This is a genomic window from Acidobacteriota bacterium (genome assembly GCA_016713675.1).
Lineage (GTDB): Bacteria > Acidobacteriota > Blastocatellia > Pyrinomonadales > Pyrinomonadaceae > OLB17.
Map to the genome: position 1 here is coordinate 850249 of JADJOS010000001.1, position 22492 is coordinate 872740.

Below are 22492 nucleotides of genomic sequence, written 5' to 3' on the forward strand. Positions count from 1 at the left end.
CGAGCGTTGTTCCTGTATCATTGTGGTAATGCTTCGCGACGCTCACAATCGGACAATTCGCGATCTGCGCATCTCGCTGACAGATCGATGTAATTTCCGCTGTTTCTACTGCTTGCCCAACGGCGAACCGCCGCTCGCGCGCAAAGAAACGATCCTTTCGTTCGAAGAGATCGCCTATCTCGCTGATATCTTTGTCTCTCTCGGGATCGAAAAGATCCGTCTGACCGGCGGCGAGCCTCTGATCCGCAAGGACGTACCAAAACTCGTTGAGCAGCTCGCGAAACTCAAGTCGCACCTCCTAGACATCGCTCACGACAAACGGATTCGACTTCCCGCGTCATGCCGAAGGCTTGAGAAACGCCGGCGTCGACCGCGTCACGATCAGCCTCGACAGCCTCGGCCGCGACAAATTCCAAAAGATCACCGGCGTCGACGCCCTCGACAAGGTCTATGCTGCCATTGCCGCCGCCAAGCAGCACGGGTTTTCGCCCGTCAAGATAAATGCCGCCGTCATCCGCGGCCATAATGATGATGAATTCGTAGATTTCGCCCGTTTCGCGCGTGAATACGACATCTCGATGCGCTTCATCGAATTCATGCCGCTCGACAGCGGCCACGAATGGAGCCGCGACATGGTCGTCCCCGGCCGCGAGATCTTCGAGACGATCAATGCCGTCTATCCGCTCGTCCCCGTCAACCTCACTCGCGGCAGCGAGACCGCCTGGAAATACAAATTTGCCGACGGTGCCCCCGGCGAGATCGGCATCATCGCACCCGTCACCGAGATGTTCTGCGGAGCCTGCTCGCGCATCCGCCTGACCGCCGACGGCCAGATCCGCACTTGCCTGTTCTCCTCCACCGAACACAACCTCCGCGACGTTGTCCGCAGCGGCGCAACCCGCACCGAGATCGTCGAATTCATCGAATCCGTCGTCCTAAAAAAAGAACCGCGTCACCACATAAATGACGCGGACTTCGTCCAACCGGCCAGGACAATGAGTTTTATCGGCGGATAGCCCCCATATCTATAACCGCTCAAACCTCGCCTGGAAAAATCGCAGGTATTTCGGCTCGTGGACCATTTTCAGGCCGCGGGTCTGGTCGCGGTTTTCGTAGACGGCTCGGACCGATTCGGCGATGACGTCCATGTGTGCCTGCGTATAGACGCGGCGCGGGATGGTCAGCCGCGTGAGCTCGAGTTTAGGGTAATTATGGTCGCCGGTCTTGGCGTTGCGTCCGGCCGAAGCGATGCCGCGTTCCATCGAACGAATGCCTGAATCGAGATACAGCTCAGCCGCCAGTGTCTGGGCCGGAAACTTGATCTGTTCGAGCTGCGGATAGAACGCCTTGGCGTCCAGAAAGATCGCATGGCCGCCGACCGGATGAACGATCGGTATCTCCCATGTCGTCAGCAGTTCGCCGAGATATCGGACCTGACCGATCCGCGAATGGATATGCTCGTCCTGCACGCTTTCGGCGATGCCGATGGCCATTGCCTCGAGGTCGCGTCCGGCCAGACCGCCGTAGGTGTGCAGGCCCTCGAAAACGACGACGAGATTGCGCAGTTCTTCAAATATCTCTTCGTCGTTGACCGCCAGCCAGCCGCCGATATTGACGAGGCTGTCCTTTTTCGCGCTCATCCACGCACCATCAGTGTAGCCGCAGAATTCCCGCAAAATTTCCGCGATCGACATATCGGCGTAGCCCGCTTCGCGTTCCTGTATGAAGAATGCGTTCTCGACCATCCGCGTCGCGTCCAGATAGAGCTTGATGCCGTAGCGGTCGGTCATATGCCGCAGATCCCGGATGTTTTTCATGCTGACGGGCTGGCCGCCGGCCATGTTGACCGTTCCGGCGACGCTGACATAGGCGATATTGCCGGCTCCCTCACGCTTGATCAGCGTTTCGAGCTTGTCGAGATCGATGTTGCCCTTGAACGGGTGCAGTATTTGCGGGTCGTGTGCCTCGTCGATGATGACGTCCACGAATATTCCGCCCGCTAGCTCCTGATGCAGCCGCGTCGTCGTAAAATACATATTCCCCGGCACGTATTGGCCCGGCTTGATCGCGACCTTGCTAATGAGGTGCTCGGCTCCGCGGCCCTGATGCGTCGGCACGATAAATTTATAGCCGTAGAATTTTTGGACCGCCGACTCAAGGTGGTAAAAATTGCGGCTGCCGGCGTACGCTTCGTCGCCGAGCATCATCCCGGCCCACTGCCGGTCGCTCATCGCTCCGGTTCCGCTATCGGTCAGCAGATCGATATAGACGTCGTCCGAACGCAGCAGAAATGTGTTAAATCCGGCGTCCGTCAGGGCCCGTTCGCGTTCTTCGCGGGTGCTCATGTTGAGCGGTTCGACCATCTTGATCTTCCACGGTTCTGCCCACGAACGGCGGCTGAATTGTTGTCCGATTGTTAAAAGTGTATTTGGTGACATATCCCCGTTCTCCTCGTATTTCGGCGAGCGGCGTGAGAGACATGTCGGTTGGATCTGGTGAGGGCTCACATGTGATGAAACCCGGGACCGGTCCGACCTGGCGAAAAGCAATCGACCGTCGACCGCCGCTCCGATATACGTTTGGATTATATGTCTAAACCGGTAGTCGAAAAGTGACGCGCGACACAACCGCGTAAGGATAAACAGGAGAAGAGGGGAACAGGAGAAAAGGCGATAAGAAAGAGGCCGTTTCCACTTCTCCGGCTCTCTCTAGCCCTGCTTCCGCCCGGCCATATCCAGTCCGACTGCGGCGACGAGGATCGAGCCTTTGATGATGTCCTGCATAAAATCGCGGACGTTGAGCAGCGACATTCCGTTATCAAGACTGGCCATAATGAGCGCTCCGAGACATGCACCGAAGATGGTGCCGCGGCCGCCCATCAGGCTGGCTCCGCCGATGACGCAGGCGGCGATGGCATCGAGTTCCTTAAGGGTTCCCGCGTCCGGTGCACCACTGCCGACGCGTGCGGTGAATATCAATGCAGCCACGCCCGTCAACGCACCGAGAATGGCATACACTTTAAGCACATTTCGTTTGTTATTGATGCCCGAGAGCCGTGCAGCGTCCGCATTGCCGCCGATCGCGTACAGGTATCGCCCGAACGTCGTCGATGTCGTCAAAAACCTCCGCCGAGGGCGACCGCCAGCAAAATAAGCACCGGGACCGGCACGCCGCTTTCCTCGATCGCCCCGCCGCGTTCGGTGTTCATCACAAAGATAAACGCGATGATCGCACCGATCGGTATCAGCGTCTTGAGCAATTCGGCGGTGTAATTCGCTTCGCCCAGACCGTAGGTCTTGACCGATCGGGCCTTGCGGATAGCCATAAAAATGACGAACGCGACCGCCGCCACAGCGAGGACCCAACCGACCACAGCAGGCAGATTACCCTGGCCGATGAACTTGAAAGTATCGTCAGAGATCGGTATCGTGTTGCCGCCGAGCAGCCATTTTACGGCGCCACGCCACGCGAGCAGCCCGCCCAAGGTCACGATGAACGCCGGAATATTTAGATACGCCGTCAGCGTCCCCTGAAACAGCCCAACCGCCACACCGACGACGATCGCCAGCATGACCGATGCCGGCAGCCCGTAACCTTCGCTTAACGCAAATGCCGCGATGCCGCCCGCAAATGCCAGCACCGAACCGACCGACAGATCGATGTTGCCCGAAACGATCAGCATCAGCATCCCGACCGCCAGAATACCCGTCACCGACATCTGCGTCATCAGATTGGAAAGATTCCGCGGCGTCAAGAATATCGAGTCCGTCGCCCAATGAAAATACATCCAGATCAGCCCCAGCACCGCGATCATGATATACGCCCGCAGCGATGATGTGGTCAAAAGTTTTTATCTTACCGCTTGATCCGTTCGATCGGCGTTCTATTTGTTCCTTTTCTTCAAATCTTCATTGATTCCCCGTCGCCGCTGCCATCACTTTTTCCGGTGTTGCTTCGCTGCGGGTAAATTCGCCGGTCATGCGGCCTTCGTGGAGGACGATGATGCGGTCCGAGAGCCCCAGAACCTCGGGCAGTTCGCTCGAGACGAGGACGATCGCCATTCCCGTCTTTGGCAAGACGGTTGATCTCGGCGTAGATCTCCTGCTTGGCGCCAACGTCGATGCCGCGTGTCGGCTCGTCGAGGAATAGAACTTTCGGATTGGTCAGCAGCCATTTGCCGAGCACGACCTTTTGCTGGTTGCCGCCGGAGAGCGTTCCGGCGATCGTCAGCGGCGAATTTGCCTTGATCCGTAAACTTTTCATCGGCCCGCTCGCGGCGATGCTCTCGCGGGTTCGATTTGTCAGGAACCGGCCCGAGATCTCTTTCAGCCCCGCGAGCGTCATGTTGTCGAGAACTGTTTGCTCGAGGATCAGGCCGAACCGCTTGCGGTCCTCGGTCACAAAACCGATGCCCTGATTGATCGCATCCGCAGGCGAACCGATCGACGCCGCCTTGCCGTCGATCGTTATCTGACGGCCGTATTTGCCGTTCCACGCACCAAAAATACCCATCAGCAGTTCGGTCCGCCCGGCGCCCATCAGCCCGGCGATGCCTAGCACCTCGCCCTTTCGCACGCCAAACGAAACGTCGCTCACCAGAGCCTTGTCCGGCCGATCGACCGAGTAAACCGTCAACCCCGACACCGCAAAAGCCGTCTCGCCAAATTCATGCTCCGGCTTCGGGAAGATATCACCGACCTCACGCCCGACCATCGCAGAGATGACCTTGTCTTTGGTAAGATCCGCGGCCAAATGCGTGCCGACCGTCTTGCCGTCGCGAAGCACGGTGATGCGGTCGCTCATGCGGAAAACTTCGTCGAGCTTGTGCGAGATATATATCATCCCTACGCCGCGAGCTTTAAGTCTTGCGAGAATGCCGAACAGCGTCTCGACCTCCGATTCGGTGAGTGCGGCCGTCGGTTCATCAAGAACGAGAATTTTTGCGTCCTTCGAAAGTGCCTTGGCGATCTCGACCAATTGCTGCTGCCCGATGCCAAGATTCCCGACCGGAACGCGTGGGTCGATGTCCAGATTGAGGTCGCTCAGCAGCTTCGTAGCCCGGTGATAAAGCTCCGACCAATTGATCACGCCAAATGTCGCGGGCTCTTTGCCGAGAAAGATGTTCTCGCCGACGGTCAGTTCCTTGACGAGCGACAGCTCCTGAAAAATGATCGAAACGCCCGCGTTCTCCGAATCGCGGATCTTCGAGAACGTGCAAATCGCTCCGTCGATCAAGATATCGCCCTCGTAAGTCCCGTACGGATAGACGCCCGACAGCACCTTCATCAGCGTCGATTTGCCCGCACCGTTCTCGCCGACCAGCGCATGAAATTCGCCCGCCTCGAGCGTAAAACTCACGCCGTCCAGAGCCTTGACCCCGGGAAACTCCTTCACAATGGAGCGCATTTCGAGCAGTGACATAGAGTGTAAAGCAGAGATAATTTCTTCGCCGATTTTACACGCTTAGAAAGCGATTCCAAAATACACTATAATTCCTCATATGTCCGAACCAATCGCTATCGAATCGACGCTCAACGAACATCGCCTTTTTCATCCGCCGAATGACTTTGCGGCGAATGCCCACGTCAAGAGCATGGACGAGTACGACCGTCTGTACGCCGAGGCGGCGGCCGATCCCGAAGGCTTTTGGGCAAAGCAGGCTGAGGAACTGCATTGGTTCAGGAAATGGGACAGGGTTCTCGATTGGGACGCTCCGTTTGCCAAGTGGTTCGTCGGCGGCAAGATCAATATTTCGTACAACTGCCTCGACCGGCACCTGACGACCTCGCGTAAAAACAAGGCCGCGATCATCTGGGAAGGCGAGACGGGCGAGATCAAAACGATCACTTATCTCCAGCTCCATCAAGAGGTTACGCGTTTCGCCAACGTCCTCAAGAGCCTCGGCGTTAAGACCGGCGACCGCGTCGCTCTCTATATGCCGCTGATTCCGGCACTCTCGGTCGCGATGCTCGCCTGTGCGCGGATCGGTGCGACGCACACGGTCATTTTCGGCGGATTTTCGGCCGACGCGATCCGCGACCGTGTGAACGATTGCGGCGTTAAACTCATCGTCACGGCCGACGGCGGTTTTCGCCGCGGAGCCGAGATCAAGCTCAAGGAGATCGTCGACGAAGCCGTGACGGGATGCCCCGGCGTCGAGAATGTCATTGTCTTTCAGCGGACAAATTCCAAGATCTCGATGATGCCCGGCCGCGATCATTGGTGGCACGAACTGACCAAGACCGTCTCCGCCGATTGCCCGGCCGAGGAGCTCGACAGCGAAAACCCGCTCTTTATCCTCTACACCTCAGGCACGACCGGCAAGCCCAAGGGCATCCTGCATACGACCGGCGGTTATCTGACGCAGACCGCGTACACAGCCAAGCTCGTTTTCGACCTCAAGGACGACGATATCTATTGGTGCACCGCCGACATCGGCTGGGTCACAGGCCACAGCTACGTCGTCTACGGTCCGCTCGCCGTCGGTGCGACCGTCTTTATGTACGAAGGCGCGCCGAACCATCCCGGATTCGACCGTTTTTGGGATATCATCGAACGCCACAAGATCACCATCTTTTACACCGCCCCAACTGCGATCCGAGCATTCATCAAATGGGGCGAGCAATATCCGCTCAAACACGACCTGTCGAGCCTAAGATTGCTTGGAACGGTCGGCGAACCGATCAATCCGGAGGCCTGGATGTGGTATCACGCCATCATCGGTAAAGGTAAATGCCCGATCGTCGACACATGGTGGCAGACCGAGACCGGCTCGATCATGATCTCACCGCTGCCCGGTGCGACGCCGACGACGCCCGGCACCGCGACCCGTCCGATTCCTGGAATTCTCCTCGATGTCGTCACTAAGGCCGGCAAGAGCGTCGGTGTGAACGAAGGCGGTTACCTCGTCGCAACGCACCCGTGGCCGTCGATGCTCCGTACCCTGTGGGGCGATGACGAACGCTATAAAGAGGCTTATTGGTCCGAGATCCCGCCCTTCTATTTCGCCGGCGACGGAGCCCGCCGCGATGAGCACGGCTATTATTGGATCATGGGCCGCGTCGATGACGTCATCAACGTCAGCGGCCACCGCCTCGGCACCGCCGAGATCGAATCAGCCCTCGTTTCGCACGAGGCAGTCGCCGAAGCCGCTGTCGTCGGCCGCCCCGACGAGATCAAAGGCCAGGCCATCTCCGCCTTCGTCACCCTCGAAGGCGGCCGCAAAGGCGATGACGAACTCAAAGAGATCTTGCGCAAACACGTCGCCCACGAGATCGGTGCTCTCGCCAAACCTGACGACATCCGCTTCACCGACATGCTGCCGAAAACGCGCTCCGGCAAGATCATGCGCCGGCTTCTCCGTGAGCTAGCCTCAGGCGGTAAAGTCGCCGGCGACACCACAACTCTCGAAGACATGTCGGTTTTGGAGAAATTACGGGAAGATGAGGAATAGAACATTACGCCGAACCGCCTCGGATCCGAATCCGATTGCCGTCCACGATCCACAGATTTCCGACTGGACTCTCGCTCTTAAATGCCGGTATGAGTTTCTTGGTTTATTCGAGGAGCGAATGTTTGTCCTGTTGACGTGAGCGAAGCACGATCAAGCCAAAGTGCTCCTCTGGTGGACAAACTCTAATATCGCTGAAATCCATGTCCACAGTTATGAGTACTCGTTCCTCGGCCTGACACACCGAGAGAATTAGTTCGTCGGGTTCCCCCACCAATTTCTGGTCGAAAACCGTCATGGCATCAAAACCGGAGGTTCGAAGTAGCTCGGCGACTTCAGCGGGAAGATTTTCGTCGATCTTAAATTTCACGCGATTGCGGTTTCAGGAATTACAAAAACACGCTCCTTTGATAGTTCTGCGGCATATGATATCGCGGACTGAATATCAATAGGCTCAAGCGATGGATAGCTTTTGAGGATCTCATCTACAGGGATATTTGCGGCGAGATTGTCGAGTATCACCGAAACCAAAACTCGCGTTCCGCGAATGCAGGCCTGACCGTGACAGACCGCAGGGTCAATTGAAATTCGATTTCGCCAGTTCATTACATTGCACCTCAAAGCTTAGAATATCACGATTTGAACGTTTTTTAGGCCGACTATTTCTCCGCACGCAAAGTTACTTATTGAAAAACTTTCCGAAAACACTCAAACTTAAGCTCTACGTATCGCAATGGCATTTACGGAGAACTACTATGTCCGAATCCGATAATTCCCCCACACAACAACTCGCCGAGGCCGGCCGCGAATTCTATCGCCGGGGTTGGTCTGCCGGAACGAGCGGGAATTTTAGCGTGCTGCTTGCGCGGCGGCCGATGCGTATTTGTTTGACGCCTGCAGGCAATGAAAGCGGTAAGTTTGACGAGACGAATTTTCTCGAGATAGATGATGACGCTGAGATATTGCAGGGCTTCGGGCGGCCTTCGGACGAGACCTTGCTGCATCTGTCGATCTATCGCCTGCGGCCCAAGGCTCGCTGCATTCTATATACGCACTCGGTCTGGGGCACGCTTTTGGCAGATCGTCTCTACGCCGATGGCGCGATAAAACTAACCGGCTACGAGGTCCTCAAAGGCGTCGCCGATGTCGCGTCATACGACCACACCGAAACGATCCCGATCATCGAAAATTCGCATGACCACATCGCCCAGTCGCACGTCATCGAAAACGTCCTCCACGACGCCGGCAATATCCACGGCATCTACATCCGCAAACACGGCCTCTTCACCTGGGGAGAAACCGTCGCCGAAACCCGCCGCCACGTCGAGATATTCGAACATCTGTTTGAGGTTCAAAGTCGCGGATCAAATTAATAAATAATGCAATTTAAGAGTCTGCAAAGTACTTTCGTTTGATCTCATATTCCGAACCGGACTTGTAATTCTTAGGAACCCATTTTGTCGGGTCTTCGAATAGGTCCTGTGGTTTCCAGGTATTAAATGCCGCGGTACCGTTCTGCTCGATATGTTTCTTTACCGACTCCCTAAATCGATGATGCGCGAAAATACGCATAAATTCGCCAAAGTAGATATCAGCCACTCGCTTGTCGCCCCGGATGATCAACATATTCTCATCATTCTCGTTAACGCTGGGTTCACTCCAATTAGCAGAGCCTGTCATCGTTACCGGTTTCGATCCCAATGGATCGATCAGCATAAATTTTGTGTGAACCCAATTTACGTTAACGCCGATCGGCGTCCCCTCTTTTAACCAACCATCTATCCAGTCAACCAAGATTCGATTCCCCAGGGCGAGTCCGATATTTGGGAGCCGACGAAGTTTCTCGATCTGATCGATCGCAATTTTTCGGCTCTGTGCATTTCCGCCGTTCACATACTTGTCCAGCAGGGCAAAACGAAGAACGCCGTCATTTGTCTCAAAAACAGGCCTGAAATCCTTCACAATTCCAAATGGAAAGGTCATGAACAGAGGTTTGTTCTGGCTATTTGAGAGGTTGATCCACCAATCGAATATGCTTCGCCCTCGATGCGGTGAAAATATCGGCAATATCGCATCATTTTCATTCGGCGGCGGCAGATGATTGTTCGTCTCGCACCAGTCCTTCAGCGTCTCATCGTCCGGGTCGCCCTCCAACGCTTTCCAATATCCCAGATAGGCATTTGCAATGTTCGGGTCCCGCACCACGTGTCCGACATTCAATTGTCCGTGAAGGGCGTTTCGGCTAACGTTCGTCGATCCTGTCCAAACAGCGATCGGTTGTCCATTTTTGCTGAGAACGATGAACTTGTTGTGCATGAGCTTTGCATTCGTACGTCGAATACAAATATTGCGTATGCCTATGTGTTCGTCGTCGATGAAAGTGTCATTTCCGGCTCCGGTTTCGCCATTTGAATCATAAATTATCTTTACATCGGCACCGGATTGTTTTGCGGCCTTAAATGCCTGGAGAACGGATGGCCATTTCAATTCGTATATGGCTGCGTGTAACGAGAATGTATTGTCATTGGCCTGCGCAATGAACTTCAACATAGCCGGCAGCAGGTCGCGTGCGAGCCACTCGTAGCCGGGATCACCCGCGTCGTCGAGAGTCATTCCGGGAAACCGTCGGCTAAATGCCTGCGACGAGATCGCTCCGCGATTAAAGTGAACGTCATGTGTGCCGGTGGTCAGCGGTTCGGTGTCGATTGTGACCGACGTTGCCGCACCGTCTGTAAGGTTACCCGGCGTCCCGAACATCGGGACCACACGATAACGGTATCTATAGCCGGGCTTTGCCGCATAGTCGGCCCACTGAAACATCTGAAACGGATGTTCATGACTATTCGCATCTTCGATACCGGTTGATTCTCTAACGGCCGCGAAGGTCTTGTTACCTCTAAGCCATACAGTTTCATCATCCGTCAGGTCCGTTCGTTGGATCGCAAAACCCATCAATCCGGCAGTATCGGCCTCCTTCATATCAAAGGCTAAGAAAACAACATGCGTTCCGCTGATCGCACGAACAGAAACAAAACCGTTTACTTTCTTTCTCATGATCGCAGAATTCTATATCAGTTTTCCGAAATATAAAAGATAAATTTTCTCGACGAAACTGAGTCAATACTAACGGCGATTTATGTTTTCCCGACGAATAATTGCTATCATGAGGATCATGGAGACTCTTGAAACAGCAACACTAGCCGCAGGATGTTTTTGGTGTGTCGAGGCGGTATTTGACGATCTGGTCGGGGTCGAAGACGTCGTTTCGGGCTACAGCGGCGGGCATACTGGGAATCCGACCTATCAGCAGGTGTGCAGCGAGACGACCGGCCACGCCGAGGTCGTACAGATAACGTTCGACCCGACGCAGTTAAGTTTCAAAGAGCTGCTGCAGGTATATTTCACCGTTCACGACCCGACGACCTTAAACCGCCAGGGCGGCGACATCGGTACGTCCTACCGCTCCGCGATCTTTTATCATTCGGACGAACAAAAGCGCGTCGCCCACGAGGTCATCGCCGAGATCACCGCCGAGGGCGTTTATGACGCTCCTATTGTCACCGAGGTCACCGCGTTCGACAAATTCTGGCCTGCCGAAGATTATCACCAGGAATATTTCGCCAACAACCCAAACCAGCCATACTGCGCCGCCGTCGTCGCGCCAAAGGTCGCTAAGTTCAGACAAAAGTTCACCGCACGTCTAAAACGAAAATAACAATACGTTAAACAGTGCAAAAACTGTTTGACACACCTCGCCGTTTTTTGTTATGTTGATTATGGCAAGCTTGTCATTTCGGTGATGAGCTATGTCCGCCTCACACTGATCTCCCTTTCCGCATTTCCTTTCCACGTCTTACCCATATCCTTTTCTTAGAGGTTTAACAACGACTATGTCCAATTTGTTTGGTAATTCACGGCACCTGGCCGCTCTATTCCTATTTGCGTTGTTTCTTTCGGCAACCGCGATCATGTGGCAGACAACGTCACATGCACAGAAGTTCGAACTTGCCGGTGATGAATATTCGCGGGTAATGATCGATGATCTGGCTCCCGAGGCAGGAACGATCTCAGGCCGTGTTTATCAGGATTTCAACGGCAACGGTGCTTACGACACGACGGCAGGGCTCAATTCGATCGACGTCGGCGTCGCCGGAGTGACAGTCTCGGCCTTTGATCAGAATGGAGTTGCACGGGGTTCGACAACGTCGGCCGCGAACGGCACGTTCTCGCTCGCCGCGACAGGAACCGGCCCTTACCGGATCGAATTCACAACACTGCCCGCCGGACACACACCGTCGGCACGCAGCACTGATTCAGTGCTCGGCGGTTCGGCGGCCGATTCGGGCTCGACCGTGCAGTTTGTCAATGATCTGAATACCTCTAACGTCAATCTGGCTCTCACCCGAGCTGAGGACTATTGCCAGAACAACCCGACCGTCGTTGTTTCACGTTACGCTCAGGGAGCCTCGAACGGCCAATACAGCGCCAACGCGGTCCTCTACGATTTCCCCTACAATGCGGGCACGACCTACACCGATACGACGATCGCAAATTACGATAATCCGCTGACCCATTCTCTGACGACGACGGCCGCCACGGTCGGCACGATCTATTCGATCTCCTACAACAGCTCGACAAATCGCATCTACGCGGCTTCGTACTTTAAAAAGCATTCGGGCTTCGGCCCCGGTGCCGATGGTACGCTCAACACGTCGGACGATCCCGGAGCGATATATGTCATCAACCCGGCAACGAGCGCCGTCACGGCCACATTTACGCTGCCGAATGCCACCACAAACAACCACGACGTACTCGACTACGGCGCGGACAACGGTGACACCGGCTGGAACGGCGTCGGCAAGAGCGGCATCGGCGGCATGGACATCGCCGACGACAACAGCCGCCTTTTCGTAATGAACCTCCAGGACCGCAGCCTCTACGCACTCAATCCGACCACGGGAGCAAGCCTCGGCAACAGCGTCTCGGTCACGACCCTGACATTGCCGACTCCGGCAGGCTCAGCGACCAATTGTTCGACAGGTTCGGGCAACACGAACAAGCGCCCGTTCGCGGTCAAATATTATCGCGGCAGCGTTTACATCGGCGTACTTTGTACGGCTGAGACAAATCAGAACGCGGCAAACCTCTACGCTTACGTTTTCCAGGTCGATCCGGCCACGCTTGCAATCACATCGACGCCTGTATTCAGCACACAGCTTAATTACAGCCGCGGTTTTGCCGATCCGGGCGAGGCAGCCGAGTGGCGACCTTGGGTGACAACGATCCAGGCGAACTTCGCATATCCGCAGCCGATGTTCACGAGCATCGAATTTGAGAACGGTAATCTGATCATGGGCATTCGCGACCGTACGGGCGATTCGTCGCTCGACGCGGGTCCGGATGATAAGCGAACCGCCGGCGACACGCTTCGTGCATGCGGCACATTCGGCTCATGGACGCTCGAATCGAACGGCCGCTGCGGCGGGACCGGCTCGGCTCCGCAAAACACCGGCCAAGGCCCGGGCAACGGCGAGTTTTATCACAATGACGATTTTTGTTTGACTCCGAACGGAGCGAACTATCACGACGAAGTGACATGGGGCTCGCTGATGTACCTTCCCGGCCGTCAGCACGTGGTCACAACGCTCCTCGACCCGATCAGTCGAATCATCGACAACGGTGCAACATTCGACGGCGGGCTCCGCTATTTCAACAACAACACCGGCAACGCTGAGCGTGCCTATCGTATCTACAACGGACTCGGCGGCGTTGGCCAGCCTGATTTTGGCAAGGCGAACGGCCTCGGAACGATGTCGGCGTTGTGCTCGGCAGCACCCATCGAGATCGGCAACCGCGTCTGGCGTGACAACAATAACAACGGCGTTCAGGATCCGGGCGAACCGGGAATCGCGGGTGTGCAGGTCCGTTTGTTCAATGCCTCTAACGTCGTGGTCGGCACGGCCGTGACCGATGCCAACGGCGAATACTACTTCGTCGGCAGCACCGCGGCGGACGGCAACACCGGCGACAACATCGGCCAGGTCAACGGCGGGATCGGTTTCAGTACCGCGTATCAGATCCGTTTTGACCGTATTGCCGATTACCTCACCGGCGGCCCGCTCAACGGCCTGACGCTGACGGCTGCCAATGTCACGTCGCAATTGGGCGATGATGATTCGTCCGATTCGGACGCGGCCCAGGTTATCAATCCGACGGGCTCGCCCAACGGCAATTTTCCTGTCATCAATGTCACGACCGGCGGCCCCGGATCGAACAACCACACATTCGACACAGGTTTCTACATTCCGGCATCAGCATCAGGTGTTTACGTTTCGGGCAGAGTTTCGCTCGCGGCGGGAAATGGCATCCGCAATGTTCAGGTCGCCCTCGTCGAGGCCGACGGAACGCTGCACGTTACCAAGACCGGCTCGTTCGGTTACTACCGTTTCGAAGACATCCCCGCCGGCCAGACCGTCATAGTCAGCGTCGCGGCGAAACGCTACACATTCAACCCGTCCACACGCATTGTCAGCCTGAACGAAGATCTGGCCGACTATGATTGGGTCTCGGACGAATAATTTTTCCAGGCAAAAACTGTCCTATATGCGGGGCTGCCGAGCGTTCGGCGGCCTCACTTTTTTGGAGTTCGATCACAGATCGCGGCGTTAAATTGCGATTGACACCAAATAGTTCGCCCTGTTAACCTATTAATTGGAACGATGGATAGGCCGATGATCCCAGGCCGCGTTCGTCCTCGCCAAACCCTCCTCTCAATTTCAGACAATATCAGATCTAACGGCTGCTATTTCGTTGGTTTTTGAAATAGCACAACTGCATTAAATATTATGACCAACTCTATCTCTGTAATCAGCCGCAAGGTTGCGACATCCTTTTTTACCCTAGTGCTGCTGATATCCGCTGCTTTCGGGCAGGATCTTCGTTCAAAAGTTCAGGAGCAGGAATTGCCTATGGACGGAGCCAAAACGGAAAGTGCAGAACTCGTTCCGGTACTTACGATCACACCGATCACATGGGGCGTCGTCGGGCTCGACAGCAACAATTTGACAGTGGGCCCGAACCATTTCCCGGTCGGTGCCCGTGTCTGCAATACCGGCGGTGATCCCGCGGTGAATGTCGCCTCGACGTTCGTCTGGGACACGGCAAACGCTTTGATAAATCTGCGGACCGGTTCGAGTTCGTCGCTCGCCCTGGCATCGCTGGCGGCGGGGTCATGTACCGATTTTTATTACGAGATCGAGATCACGCGAAACGCCGCAGCATACAACACGACCCGCGGATTTCACATCACGGCCACTGCCGATACGCTCGGCGTCATCAGCACGCCGACGCCTCGCGAGATCTTTGTCGAAAAGCTGGTCTCGCAGAACAGAAACAGCGTCAACTCGATCAAACTCAACGGCGCCACCATACCTTTCGGCGGCACGATGAACATGGTCGTCGGCAACACCTACACGATCGAGCTCAACGCCTCGACCGCTACCAATGGTTACGAGCAGATCGAGAGTTTTATCAATCTGCCCAACGTGATCTTTCAGACGCTGGGCGTAACATCGACCTACACAGCACCGGCGGGCTACACGGGCACCAAGCTCTACGAGGATGCCTGCGGCTGGGATCCGGTTCCGACCAGCCCCGATTACCGATCGTGCATCGGCCCGGCGAATGTGCCTACCGGAAACAAAGCGGGCGGTACCGTATCTATTACCTACACCGTAAAGGTCCTGTCGGGTGCCGGAACGGCAAGTACGCTCAACACGCTGATCTATGACTTCTCAGGCAGCAGCTATCACTACAATAGCGACTTTTCGTCAACGTTCGTGATCGCGTCGATCACCAATCCGCCGTCGGCGGCAGGTGCATATGTTTCGGGCCGCGTCTCGCTCGCTGCGGGCAATGGCATCCGAAATGTCCAGGTCGCGCTCATCGAGGCGGACGGAACCGTCCACCTCACAAAGACCGGTTCGTTCGGCTACTACCGTTTCGAAGACATCCCGGCAGGCCAGACCGTCTTGGTAAGCCTGACGTCGAAGAGCTACACCTTTAGCCCGTCCACCCGCATTGTCAGCCTGAACGAGGATCTGGCAGACTTTGATTGGGTCTCGAACGAGTAATTTTTCCAGGCAAAAACTGTCCTATATGCGGGGCTGCCGAGCGTTCGGCAGCCCTTTTTTTGTTACCAAAACTCCCCTCCTTGGAACGGTTGCGGTGCTATGCGCAACACTGGCACGTCGTTTGTGCCAGAACGAGGGGGGTGGCACCGCCTCGGTGACGGGGTGGTTCGTCTGTTACAACTTCCCAAATAACATCAGCACACCGATGACGATGAACGCCACTGCGACGATCCGCTGCAGCCACTCGACGGGAACCCACTGGCTGAGGACACCGCCGAACAGCACGCCGAGCAGCGTCACCGTGATCAGTGCAAGGCTCGCCCCGAGAAAAACGGAGATCTTCGACTCGGTACTCGCCGTCATCGTGATCACCGCAAGCTGCGTCTTGTCACCCAGCTCAGCCAAAAACAAAGTCAAAAATGCCGTCCCAAATATTTTCCAGTCCATTTTCACAGTTTAAAGCACAAAAGGGTGAGTTTGAAAAAGCATCTGCAATTTATAGCTCGATCCCGGCGGCATCAAATGTTTATAGCTAGAAAATGCGCGAAGAATGGTGCGACCCCGGCCGGGGTCGAATGTTTCTTCATAACCTCGGATTCTATAAACATACGACGCCTCCGGCGTCGTTAACCTTCAAAAGATCCTCGAGTCTTCCTCAAAACCCAAACGCCTTCTTACTCGGCTGCGAGAGCATATTTACGGCCAGCGAGACGGCATCGACCTGATCGTCGTGGCGGCCGGTCGGGAAGCGTGCGACCTCGTCGACAAATTCGTCGATCCACGGCCCGCGAACAAGGTAGACCTTGCCCTCTTCGGCCAGATTTAACCAAGCGAGCGCTCGTGTCAGCTTGTCTACATCAACCTTGACCTTCCGCAGTGCGATATGCCCGAACCGCATGTCACGCCTGATGTCCTGCACAAAAGCCGCTCCGTGCAATGCCGATTCGATGCCGTGTTCGGTACTGCGTTCGTCACGCATCCGCTCGATCGCATAACGCCGCTGCTCAGGATATTCGATCCGAGCCCGCATACCGTCGGCGATGTATAGGTTGCCGAGCTTGTCCTTTGCACACCGAAACGACGCTGTGTAATCTGCCGAGGTCCGCGTCGAGACCGCCAGGTCATAACCGCGTTTCCAACGCAGATTCGGCGGAGCTTCGTCCACGATATTCCGAAACCATTCCCGTTTGAACCGCCCGCCCTCCGCCGGAGCAGGCGATTGCTGATATAGTGCCGAGAACGAATAAGACCCGAGCTTCCGCTTTATTCGCTTAAGAGCCTTCACGTCATACCTCTCCGGACACAACGCCTTCCCCGGCTTACGGCCAAGCGGATCGGACGAATTGATAATTGAAAGTGGAGAATTGAGAATCTGCTCTTCATTGTCAATTCTCCATTATCAATTTCGCTTTCGGCTATCGCCGGAAGCGAGACCACTTCCCGCTTCTCCCCGCCGTCCTCCATCTCTTTCAGCAGCCTTCCGGCCAGATCGTCCTCATGCCAACGCGTCTGAATAAGGATGATGGCCGCGTCGGGCTCTAAACGCGTGTAAATATCGTCGTTGAACCAATCCCAAACGCGGCTTCGAAACACTTCGCTCTCGGCATCGGCCCTGTTCCTCACCGGATCGTCGATCACGACCAGCCCGGCACCAAACCCCGCGATCCCGCCTCCCACGCCAACCGACCGCACAACGCCGCCGCCCCGCGTTTCCCACTCCGAAGCAGTGTTCAGAGTGCAAGCTTTAGCTTGTCTCTTACTCTTTCCTCCCGCTTCATCCGTCGCCGAAAACAAGCTAAAGCTTGCACTCTGAGCGACGATTCTTTTGATCTTCCGCGAAAACTTATCGGCTAAACGTTGATTGTAACTGCCCAAGATCACGTTCAGCCTCAGATCTCTCAGCAGCCGCCATGCTGTATACCTGATCGTCACCATCTCGCTCTTGCCATGCCGCGGCGGCATAAATATCATCAGCCGCTTCGTTTCCCCCCGCGGTCACACTCGCCAGGCGTTTATAAATATGCCGCTGAAACGGCCACGCCCATTTCCACTCCGGAAACTCCGCTCTTAGCCAGCCCGGAAATTTTGCTCGTTCGCCGGCTGCCCGTCGGCTCCGGACCTGTTCGAGACGTACCCGCTGCTCAGGCGTCAACATTGCGTCCCAACCATACCGCTCCGGCCACGCCGACCTTGGGCCTGAAGAAGTGCTTCGCCTGTAGAGCATGTTCCGGTGAAACCGCCAGCCTCTTGCCCTTACCTCGCATTCGATCTGTTCGTGTTGCAGCCCGCCGTGCTTCAAATAGCTCTCGCAGGCGTCATCTATCATTTTTTGTGGAATATCTTCTCGCATAACTCCTCGCGGCCATGCCGCTATGTTTCAGCCTTGGCGTTTTCGCCCGATGTATGTGACAGCCTTTAGGTCCAGCATCAACAAGCCGTCCTCGATGACCGGTGTGTTGAACATCAACGTCCGCTCGATCTCGATGCCGTAGCGTTTACAGAATCGGTTCGCTCGCAATAAACGGTACTTGTCTCGAAAATTCGACCTGAACGGGATCGCCTTTGGATGTCGCGGATGCACCGGCCGAACGCCGATCATTCGTTCTTTCCGCTTATACAACAGCATCGCGGCGTTCGGATCGCCCAGATCTTTCATCGCCTTCGCCCCAAGAGATATCTGCCCGACACGGCTCATCGTCACGCGCAATTCGCCGTAGTCTGTGCGCGGCCCGTATTCGAACTCTTCCCATTCTTCTTCCATAATTTGGTCCCTCATTTTCAAACAAAAGATCTGCGGGCGAAAAATGCCCGTAAATAAACGTTGGCGCATTTCGACTACCAATTTAAAGCCGACTTTTCGCGCTTTGACGTACTTTGCAGGTTTTGTATCAAAATGCAGGTTTTGACGTACTTTGCAGGCTTTGTCGTATAACGCAGAGCGTGCAGACGGGCTGAGCCGGTTAGCAGATGCCAAAAATGATGGGCGAAAAAATGGGAAAATTGGAAAGCCGTTGATCGCTGGAAAGCGATGGGAAAATACCTTTTTTTGGACACGATACTCTTGACGAGAGGTAAAGATCGGCAAAAAACCAATTGTCACAGACCGGTTTCGGATTGTCGCTGATGCACTTTTGCGTTGTCGCAGACCATCGAAATAGTTGTCGCAAATGATCTCAAGACTGTCGCACGTTCAAGCAGATCCGCCTCCGGCCTCCGGTCTCCCGTCGTCCGTCTTCTTCACGCCTTGCATCTTTTCCTGATTTGGTTCAAAATTCGCGGTAACCCAACCGTTTAGACAAGTTAGCACTAGCAAAATTTAAGGCAGCGAGGACCGTTATGAATCTATTCAGGACCAAGTCGATCTCACAAATTCAGGCCGATGCCGCCGTCGGCTTGACCGAACATGCACAGGCCCATGCACAGGCCGGAACGCTCCGCCGCACCCTCGGCGTTTTTGACCTGACGCTCATGGGCATCGCCGCCATCATCGGTGCCGGCATCTTTGCCATGGTCGGCAAGGCCTCGTACAACGGCGGCCCCGCGGTCGCTCTGCTGTTTGTCTTTACGGCCACTGCGTGTGCTTTCTCGGCACTTTGCTATGCCGAATTCGCCTCACGGATCCCGGTCGCGGGCTCGGCATATACCTACGCATATGCATCTATGGGCGAGTTTATCGCCTGGATAATCGGCTGGGACCTGATCGTCGAATACGCCATCGGAAACATCGCCGTCGCCATCTCGTGGAGCGATTATTTTACGGGCCTCATGAAAGGTTACGGCATCGAGATTCCGCTGCATTTCACGATGGATTTCCTGACCGCAAAACGCGGTTACGCTGCCGCGACCGAGGCCATCACCGGCGGTGCTACTGCCGAGGCTCTGACAGCCGCCTGTGACGCCAAGGACGCCGTCGTAAGCTGTGCCCAAATGGACGGCTATTCCGCCTGGCTCAATGCCCCGCACATCGGTTCGATGCCGATTGTCGCCGACCTGCCGGCATCGATGATCGTTGTCCTGATCACCAGCCTCGTATATATCGGCATTCGAGAATCAAAATTTGCGTCGAACATAATGACCGTTCTCAAGGTCGCCATCATTCTGCTCGTCATCTTCCTCGGCCTCAATTACGTCAATCCGGCCAACTGGTCGCCATTTGCACCGAACGGTGTCGAAGGCGTGCTCAAGGGCGTGTCGGCCGTATTTTTTGCATACATCGGGTTTGACGCCCTCTCGACGACCGCCGAGGAATGTAAGAATCCGCGGCGTGACCTGCCGATAGCGATGATCCTCTCCTTGGTGATCTGTACGATACTCTACATTGCGATCGCCCTCGTTCTGACCGGCATGGTCAGCTATACCAAGCTCGACGTCGGCGATCCGCTCGCTTTCGTCTTCGGCCCCGAAGGTGCAAATATTCCGTGGGTCGCGGGCATCATCGCTGTCAGTGCCGTGATCGCCCTGGCAACGGTCTTTCTCGTCTTTCAGATCGGCCAGCCGCGTCTGTGGATGGCGATGAGCCGCGACGGCCTGCTGCCGCGCATCTTTTCGTCGATCCATCCGAAATTCAACACGCCGTGGTTCGCGACCATCATTACCGGCATCGTTGTCGCTATTCCCGCCCTGTTCATGAACCTGACAGAGGTCACCGATCTTGCCAGCATCGGCACGCTCTTTGCGTTTGTCGTCGTCTGTGCAGGTGTTTTGTTCAAGGAAAAAGAGTTTAAGGAGAGCGGCACCCGATTCGTGCCGTACATCAATTCGCAGTTTCTCTTGCCCGTTATCCTGATCATCGTCGGCTATACCATCTATTATTTCAGCCCGACGTTTTACAGCGATCTGATAACGATCGTTCCCAAGGACGGCGAGTCGATGCTCGGTGCGTTCTCGCACAAGATACCGATGATATTTTTTGTCATCGTTTCCGTCGTTCTGGTCTTTCTCAGCCTGACCAAGAAACTCTCGCTGATACCGATCCTCGGCCTGCTCTCATGTCTCTATCTGATGACCGAGCTCGGCGTGACGAACTGGATCCGCTTCGGTGCCTGGCTGCTCGTCGGTATGGTCATCTACTTTCTCTACGGCAATAAGCACAGCCGCCTCAACCGTGCCGCCGAAGACGCCGAACCGGCCGCATAGCCGATCTATCGACCGCCGTCAGCCGCTGCTCTGCGGCTGACGGCGGTGCATTACAATTCTTTACATACTAACCAAAACCAAATGAGGTAGACTTGCGTCTTAGCTATTGGATATCACATTGTTAGTTTAGTTTAGGAGCAATTTATATGAAGAAGAATCTCGTTCTCGCAGCCTTTTTCTCGCTGTTCGTTATGGCGATCTCGGCCTCGGCACAGACCGCCAATTTCAGCGGCACCTGGAACCTCGACCTCGCTAAATCTAAGCTCTCGGACCGCGAAAAGGCCAGTATCAAGTCTCAAACATTGACCGTGACTCAAACCGCGGCCGATATTACGGTCGTGACCGCAACTGTACGCAATGAACCGCCAGCCGGTGCACCGGCCGGAGGCCCTCCGGGAGGCGGCCGAATGGGCGGCGGAAGTCCGGACGGCTCAACAACCTACACGCTCGACGGCAAAGAAGTTAAGTCGGAGGTGACGACCGGAATGGGAAGCATGCAGGTCTCGACCAAGGCAAAACTCGACGGCCAAAAAATCGCGATCACACGAACGACCTCAACGCCAATGGGTGACCGCACTTCGAGCGAAACATGGTCGCTCGGCACCGACGGCACGCTCTCGATCGAATCGCAGCGACCGAACCGCGACGGCGGCATGGACACCTCGACCAAGGTATTCACAAAAAAGCAGTAGTTGATTGAGTATAAAATAAAAAAGGGCGGCTCTCGGGCCGCCTTTTTTATTTGGCTAGTCGGCGAATTGCAATTCCTCGATGATCTCGGCCATGTATTTTTTTCCGAGATCGAGATCTTCGGGTTTGAGGCTCACCGCACCGACCACCGCGTGCCCGCCGCCGCCGTAGCGTTCGCAGATCTCGGCGATGTTATGCGTCCTCGGACGCGGCGCCCACGGATTTGAACCGACCGAGATCTTGGTCCGGAAAGAGCTCTGGCTCAACGAAACAACGTACGTAACCTCAGGGTGAAAATAGTACGGAATAAATTTGTTGTAACCCTCTACCCCAGTGCCCGTCAGGTCAAAATGCACAACGCCCCGCTCAGCGGTCGAACGGTTTTTGACCAGCTCGACCGTGCTCCAGTGCTGTTCGAGTATGGGTGTCAATTTGGTTTGGATCGCCTCGCTCCCGACTATGTCATCCAGCGACATTTTCGTGAGCATCTTGATTATCTCCTCAACGAACGCCGGGTCCTTTTCGCCCTCGATCACCTGCATCAATTTTAGTGCGGACGATCGAAGCTCGACACACTGAGCAGGCGATTCATACAACGCCCCGTCAATGATATGCGCCCAATGGATTAGTTCGGCAAGCGATTCGTCCTCGAACCCGAACTTCTCCTTAGCGATACGTGCGATAAACTCAGCACACGACTTGCTCGTCGTATCGAGGAACTTCTTGCCCGACGTATCGGCCAGAAAATGCTCCTCGTCGGGCTTGGTCAAAAACGCCGATTGATGATGATCGAACCACCAATTTAAACGCTCGTCCGGGCAATATTTAAAATCAACAATAGCATTCTCGTCGCCGTCAAACTGCTCTTTGTCAAAGGCATTACCGGCACGATGCATCGTTGGTGTATAGGCAACGTCGGCGGTCGGATCGACGGTGGCACGATAGAATTTTGTAAAGATCGCGGCTGACGACACTCCGTCAAAACAATTGCCGTGATAAAGTATTCTGAGTTTCATAAGATCCAAATATTGCGTATCGCAAAACATTTTAGGCTAGAGGACGAAGCGCGTTTCGTCAAGGAATC

The 22492-nt window shown here is 55.3% G+C and carries 18 protein-coding genes and 3 pseudogenes; 8 read left to right on the forward strand and 13 right to left on the reverse strand.

Features of this window, described 5'->3' with window-relative positions:
• Window positions 1-28: 28 nt before the first annotated feature.
• Window positions 29-1016: pseudogene (gene moaA, locus IPK01_03840) on the forward strand (GTP 3',8-cyclase MoaA).
• A gap of 9 nt (window positions 1017-1025) precedes the next feature.
• Here the strand turns inward: moaA and IPK01_03845 are convergent.
• The 4 genes and pseudogenes from IPK01_03845 to IPK01_03860 all read right to left on the reverse strand — a co-directional run bounded on the left by IPK01_03845 (window position 1026) and on the right by IPK01_03860 (window position 5421).
• Entirely contained in the window at window positions 1026-2438 is a 1413-nt protein-coding gene (locus tag IPK01_03845; GenBank protein ID MBK7932627.1) for a tyrosine phenol-lyase, read from the reverse strand.
• Window positions 2439-2708: 270 nt separating this feature from the next.
• Window positions 2709-3119, reverse strand: a complete 411-nt coding sequence (locus IPK01_03850) for a hypothetical protein (protein MBK7932628.1) — start codon at window positions 3117-3119, stop codon at window positions 2709-2711.
• Entirely contained in the window at window positions 3116-3844 is a 729-nt protein-coding gene (locus IPK01_03855) for a hypothetical protein (GenBank protein ID MBK7932629.1), read from the reverse strand. Before IPK01_03855 ends, IPK01_03850 begins: the two co-directional genes overlap by 4 nt.
• A 64-nt stretch (window positions 3845-3908) precedes the next feature.
• Window positions 3909-5421: pseudogene (locus tag IPK01_03860) on the reverse strand (xylose ABC transporter ATP-binding protein).
• Between the two features lie 79 nt (window positions 5422-5500).
• On the opposite strand from IPK01_03860, the gene acs reads away from it, so the two are divergent.
• A complete protein-coding gene (gene acs / locus IPK01_03865) occupies window positions 5501-7453 on the forward strand; it encodes an acetate--CoA ligase (GenBank protein ID MBK7932630.1) in 1953 nt (650 codons plus the stop codon).
• Window positions 7454-7457: 4 nt separating this feature from the next.
• On the opposite strand, the pseudogene IPK01_03870 reads toward acs, so the two are convergent.
• Together IPK01_03870 and IPK01_03875 are read right to left on the reverse strand one after the other, a co-directional pair.
• Window positions 7458-7820 (reverse strand): annotated as a pseudogene (locus IPK01_03870) (DUF5615 family PIN-like protein).
• Window positions 7817-8056, reverse strand: a complete 240-nt coding sequence (locus IPK01_03875) for a DUF433 domain-containing protein (protein MBK7932631.1) — start codon at window positions 8054-8056, stop codon at window positions 7817-7819. The pseudogene IPK01_03870 and the gene IPK01_03875 overlap by 4 nt, the downstream one beginning before the upstream one ends.
• Window positions 8057-8205: 149 nt before the next feature.
• On the opposite strand from IPK01_03875, the gene mtnB reads away from it, so the two are divergent.
• Window positions 8206-8823: a methylthioribulose 1-phosphate dehydratase gene (gene mtnB, locus IPK01_03880; protein MBK7932632.1), complete on the forward strand. Its 618-nt coding sequence runs from the start codon at window positions 8206-8208 to the stop codon at window positions 8821-8823.
• A 13-nt stretch (window positions 8824-8836) separates the two neighbouring features.
• Here the strand turns inward: mtnB and IPK01_03885 are convergent, their stop codons facing one another.
• A complete protein-coding gene (locus IPK01_03885; protein MBK7932633.1) occupies window positions 8837-10504 on the reverse strand; it encodes a hypothetical protein in 1668 nt (555 codons plus the stop codon).
• A gap of 118 nt (window positions 10505-10622) precedes the next feature.
• Between IPK01_03885 and msrA the strand changes: the two genes are divergently transcribed.
• The 3 genes from msrA to IPK01_03900 all read left to right on the forward strand — a co-directional run bounded on the left by msrA (window position 10623) and on the right by IPK01_03900 (window position 15582).
• Entirely contained in the window at window positions 10623-11165 is a 543-nt protein-coding gene (gene msrA / locus IPK01_03890; protein ID MBK7932634.1) for a peptide-methionine (S)-S-oxide reductase MsrA, read from the forward strand.
• A gap of 175 nt (window positions 11166-11340) precedes the next feature.
• Window positions 11341-14028: a carboxypeptidase regulatory-like domain-containing protein gene (locus IPK01_03895; protein MBK7932635.1), complete on the forward strand. Its 2688-nt coding sequence runs from the start codon at window positions 11341-11343 to the stop codon at window positions 14026-14028.
• Window positions 14029-14295: 267 nt separating this feature from the next.
• On the forward strand, window positions 14296-15582 hold the full coding sequence (locus IPK01_03900; GenBank protein ID MBK7932636.1) for a carboxypeptidase regulatory-like domain-containing protein: 1287 nt from the start codon (window positions 14296-14298) through the stop codon (window positions 15580-15582).
• 174 nt (window positions 15583-15756) lie between these two features.
• Here the strand turns inward: IPK01_03900 and IPK01_03905 are convergent, their stop codons facing one another.
• The 5 genes from IPK01_03905 to IPK01_03925 all read right to left on the reverse strand — a co-directional run bounded on the left by IPK01_03905 (window position 15757) and on the right by IPK01_03925 (window position 18343).
• Complete coding sequence (locus IPK01_03905) at window positions 15757-16029, reverse strand: TMEM165/GDT1 family protein (GenBank protein ID MBK7932637.1); 273 nt, start codon at window positions 16027-16029, stop codon at window positions 15757-15759.
• 208 nt (window positions 16030-16237) lie between these two features.
• Window positions 16238-16867, reverse strand: a complete 630-nt coding sequence (terL, locus tag IPK01_03910; GenBank protein MBK7932638.1) for a phage terminase large subunit — start codon at window positions 16865-16867, stop codon at window positions 16238-16240.
• Window positions 16864-17544 (reverse strand): hypothetical protein, encoded by a 681-nt coding sequence (locus IPK01_03915; GenBank protein MBK7932639.1) that lies wholly within the window; start codon window positions 17542-17544, stop codon window positions 16864-16866. The genes terL and IPK01_03915 overlap by 4 nt, the downstream gene beginning before the upstream one ends.
• Entirely contained in the window at window positions 17426-17932 is a 507-nt protein-coding gene (locus tag IPK01_03920) for a hypothetical protein (protein ID MBK7932640.1), read from the reverse strand. Before IPK01_03920 ends, IPK01_03915 begins: the two co-directional genes overlap by 119 nt.
• Window positions 17933-17959: 27 nt before the next feature.
• Window positions 17960-18343: a hypothetical protein gene (locus IPK01_03925; GenBank protein ID MBK7932641.1), complete on the reverse strand. Its 384-nt coding sequence runs from the start codon at window positions 18341-18343 to the stop codon at window positions 17960-17962.
• 575 nt (window positions 18344-18918) lie between these two features.
• Here IPK01_03925 and IPK01_03930 point away from each other — a divergent pair.
• Both IPK01_03930 and IPK01_03935 read left to right on the forward strand, forming a co-directional pair.
• Window positions 18919-20718, forward strand: coding sequence for an amino acid permease (locus tag IPK01_03930; GenBank protein ID MBK7932642.1), 1800 nt, complete (start codon window positions 18919-18921; stop codon window positions 20716-20718).
• Between the two features lie 146 nt (window positions 20719-20864).
• Window positions 20865-21410: a hypothetical protein gene (locus tag IPK01_03935; protein ID MBK7932643.1), complete on the forward strand. Its 546-nt coding sequence runs from the start codon at window positions 20865-20867 to the stop codon at window positions 21408-21410.
• A gap of 54 nt (window positions 21411-21464) precedes the next feature.
• Here IPK01_03935 and IPK01_03940 read toward each other — a convergent pair whose 3' ends face one another.
• On the reverse strand, window positions 21465-22424 hold the full coding sequence (locus IPK01_03940) for a phosphoesterase (protein ID MBK7932644.1): 960 nt from the start codon (window positions 22422-22424) through the stop codon (window positions 21465-21467).
• Between the last annotated feature and the right edge of the window lie 68 nt (window positions 22425-22492).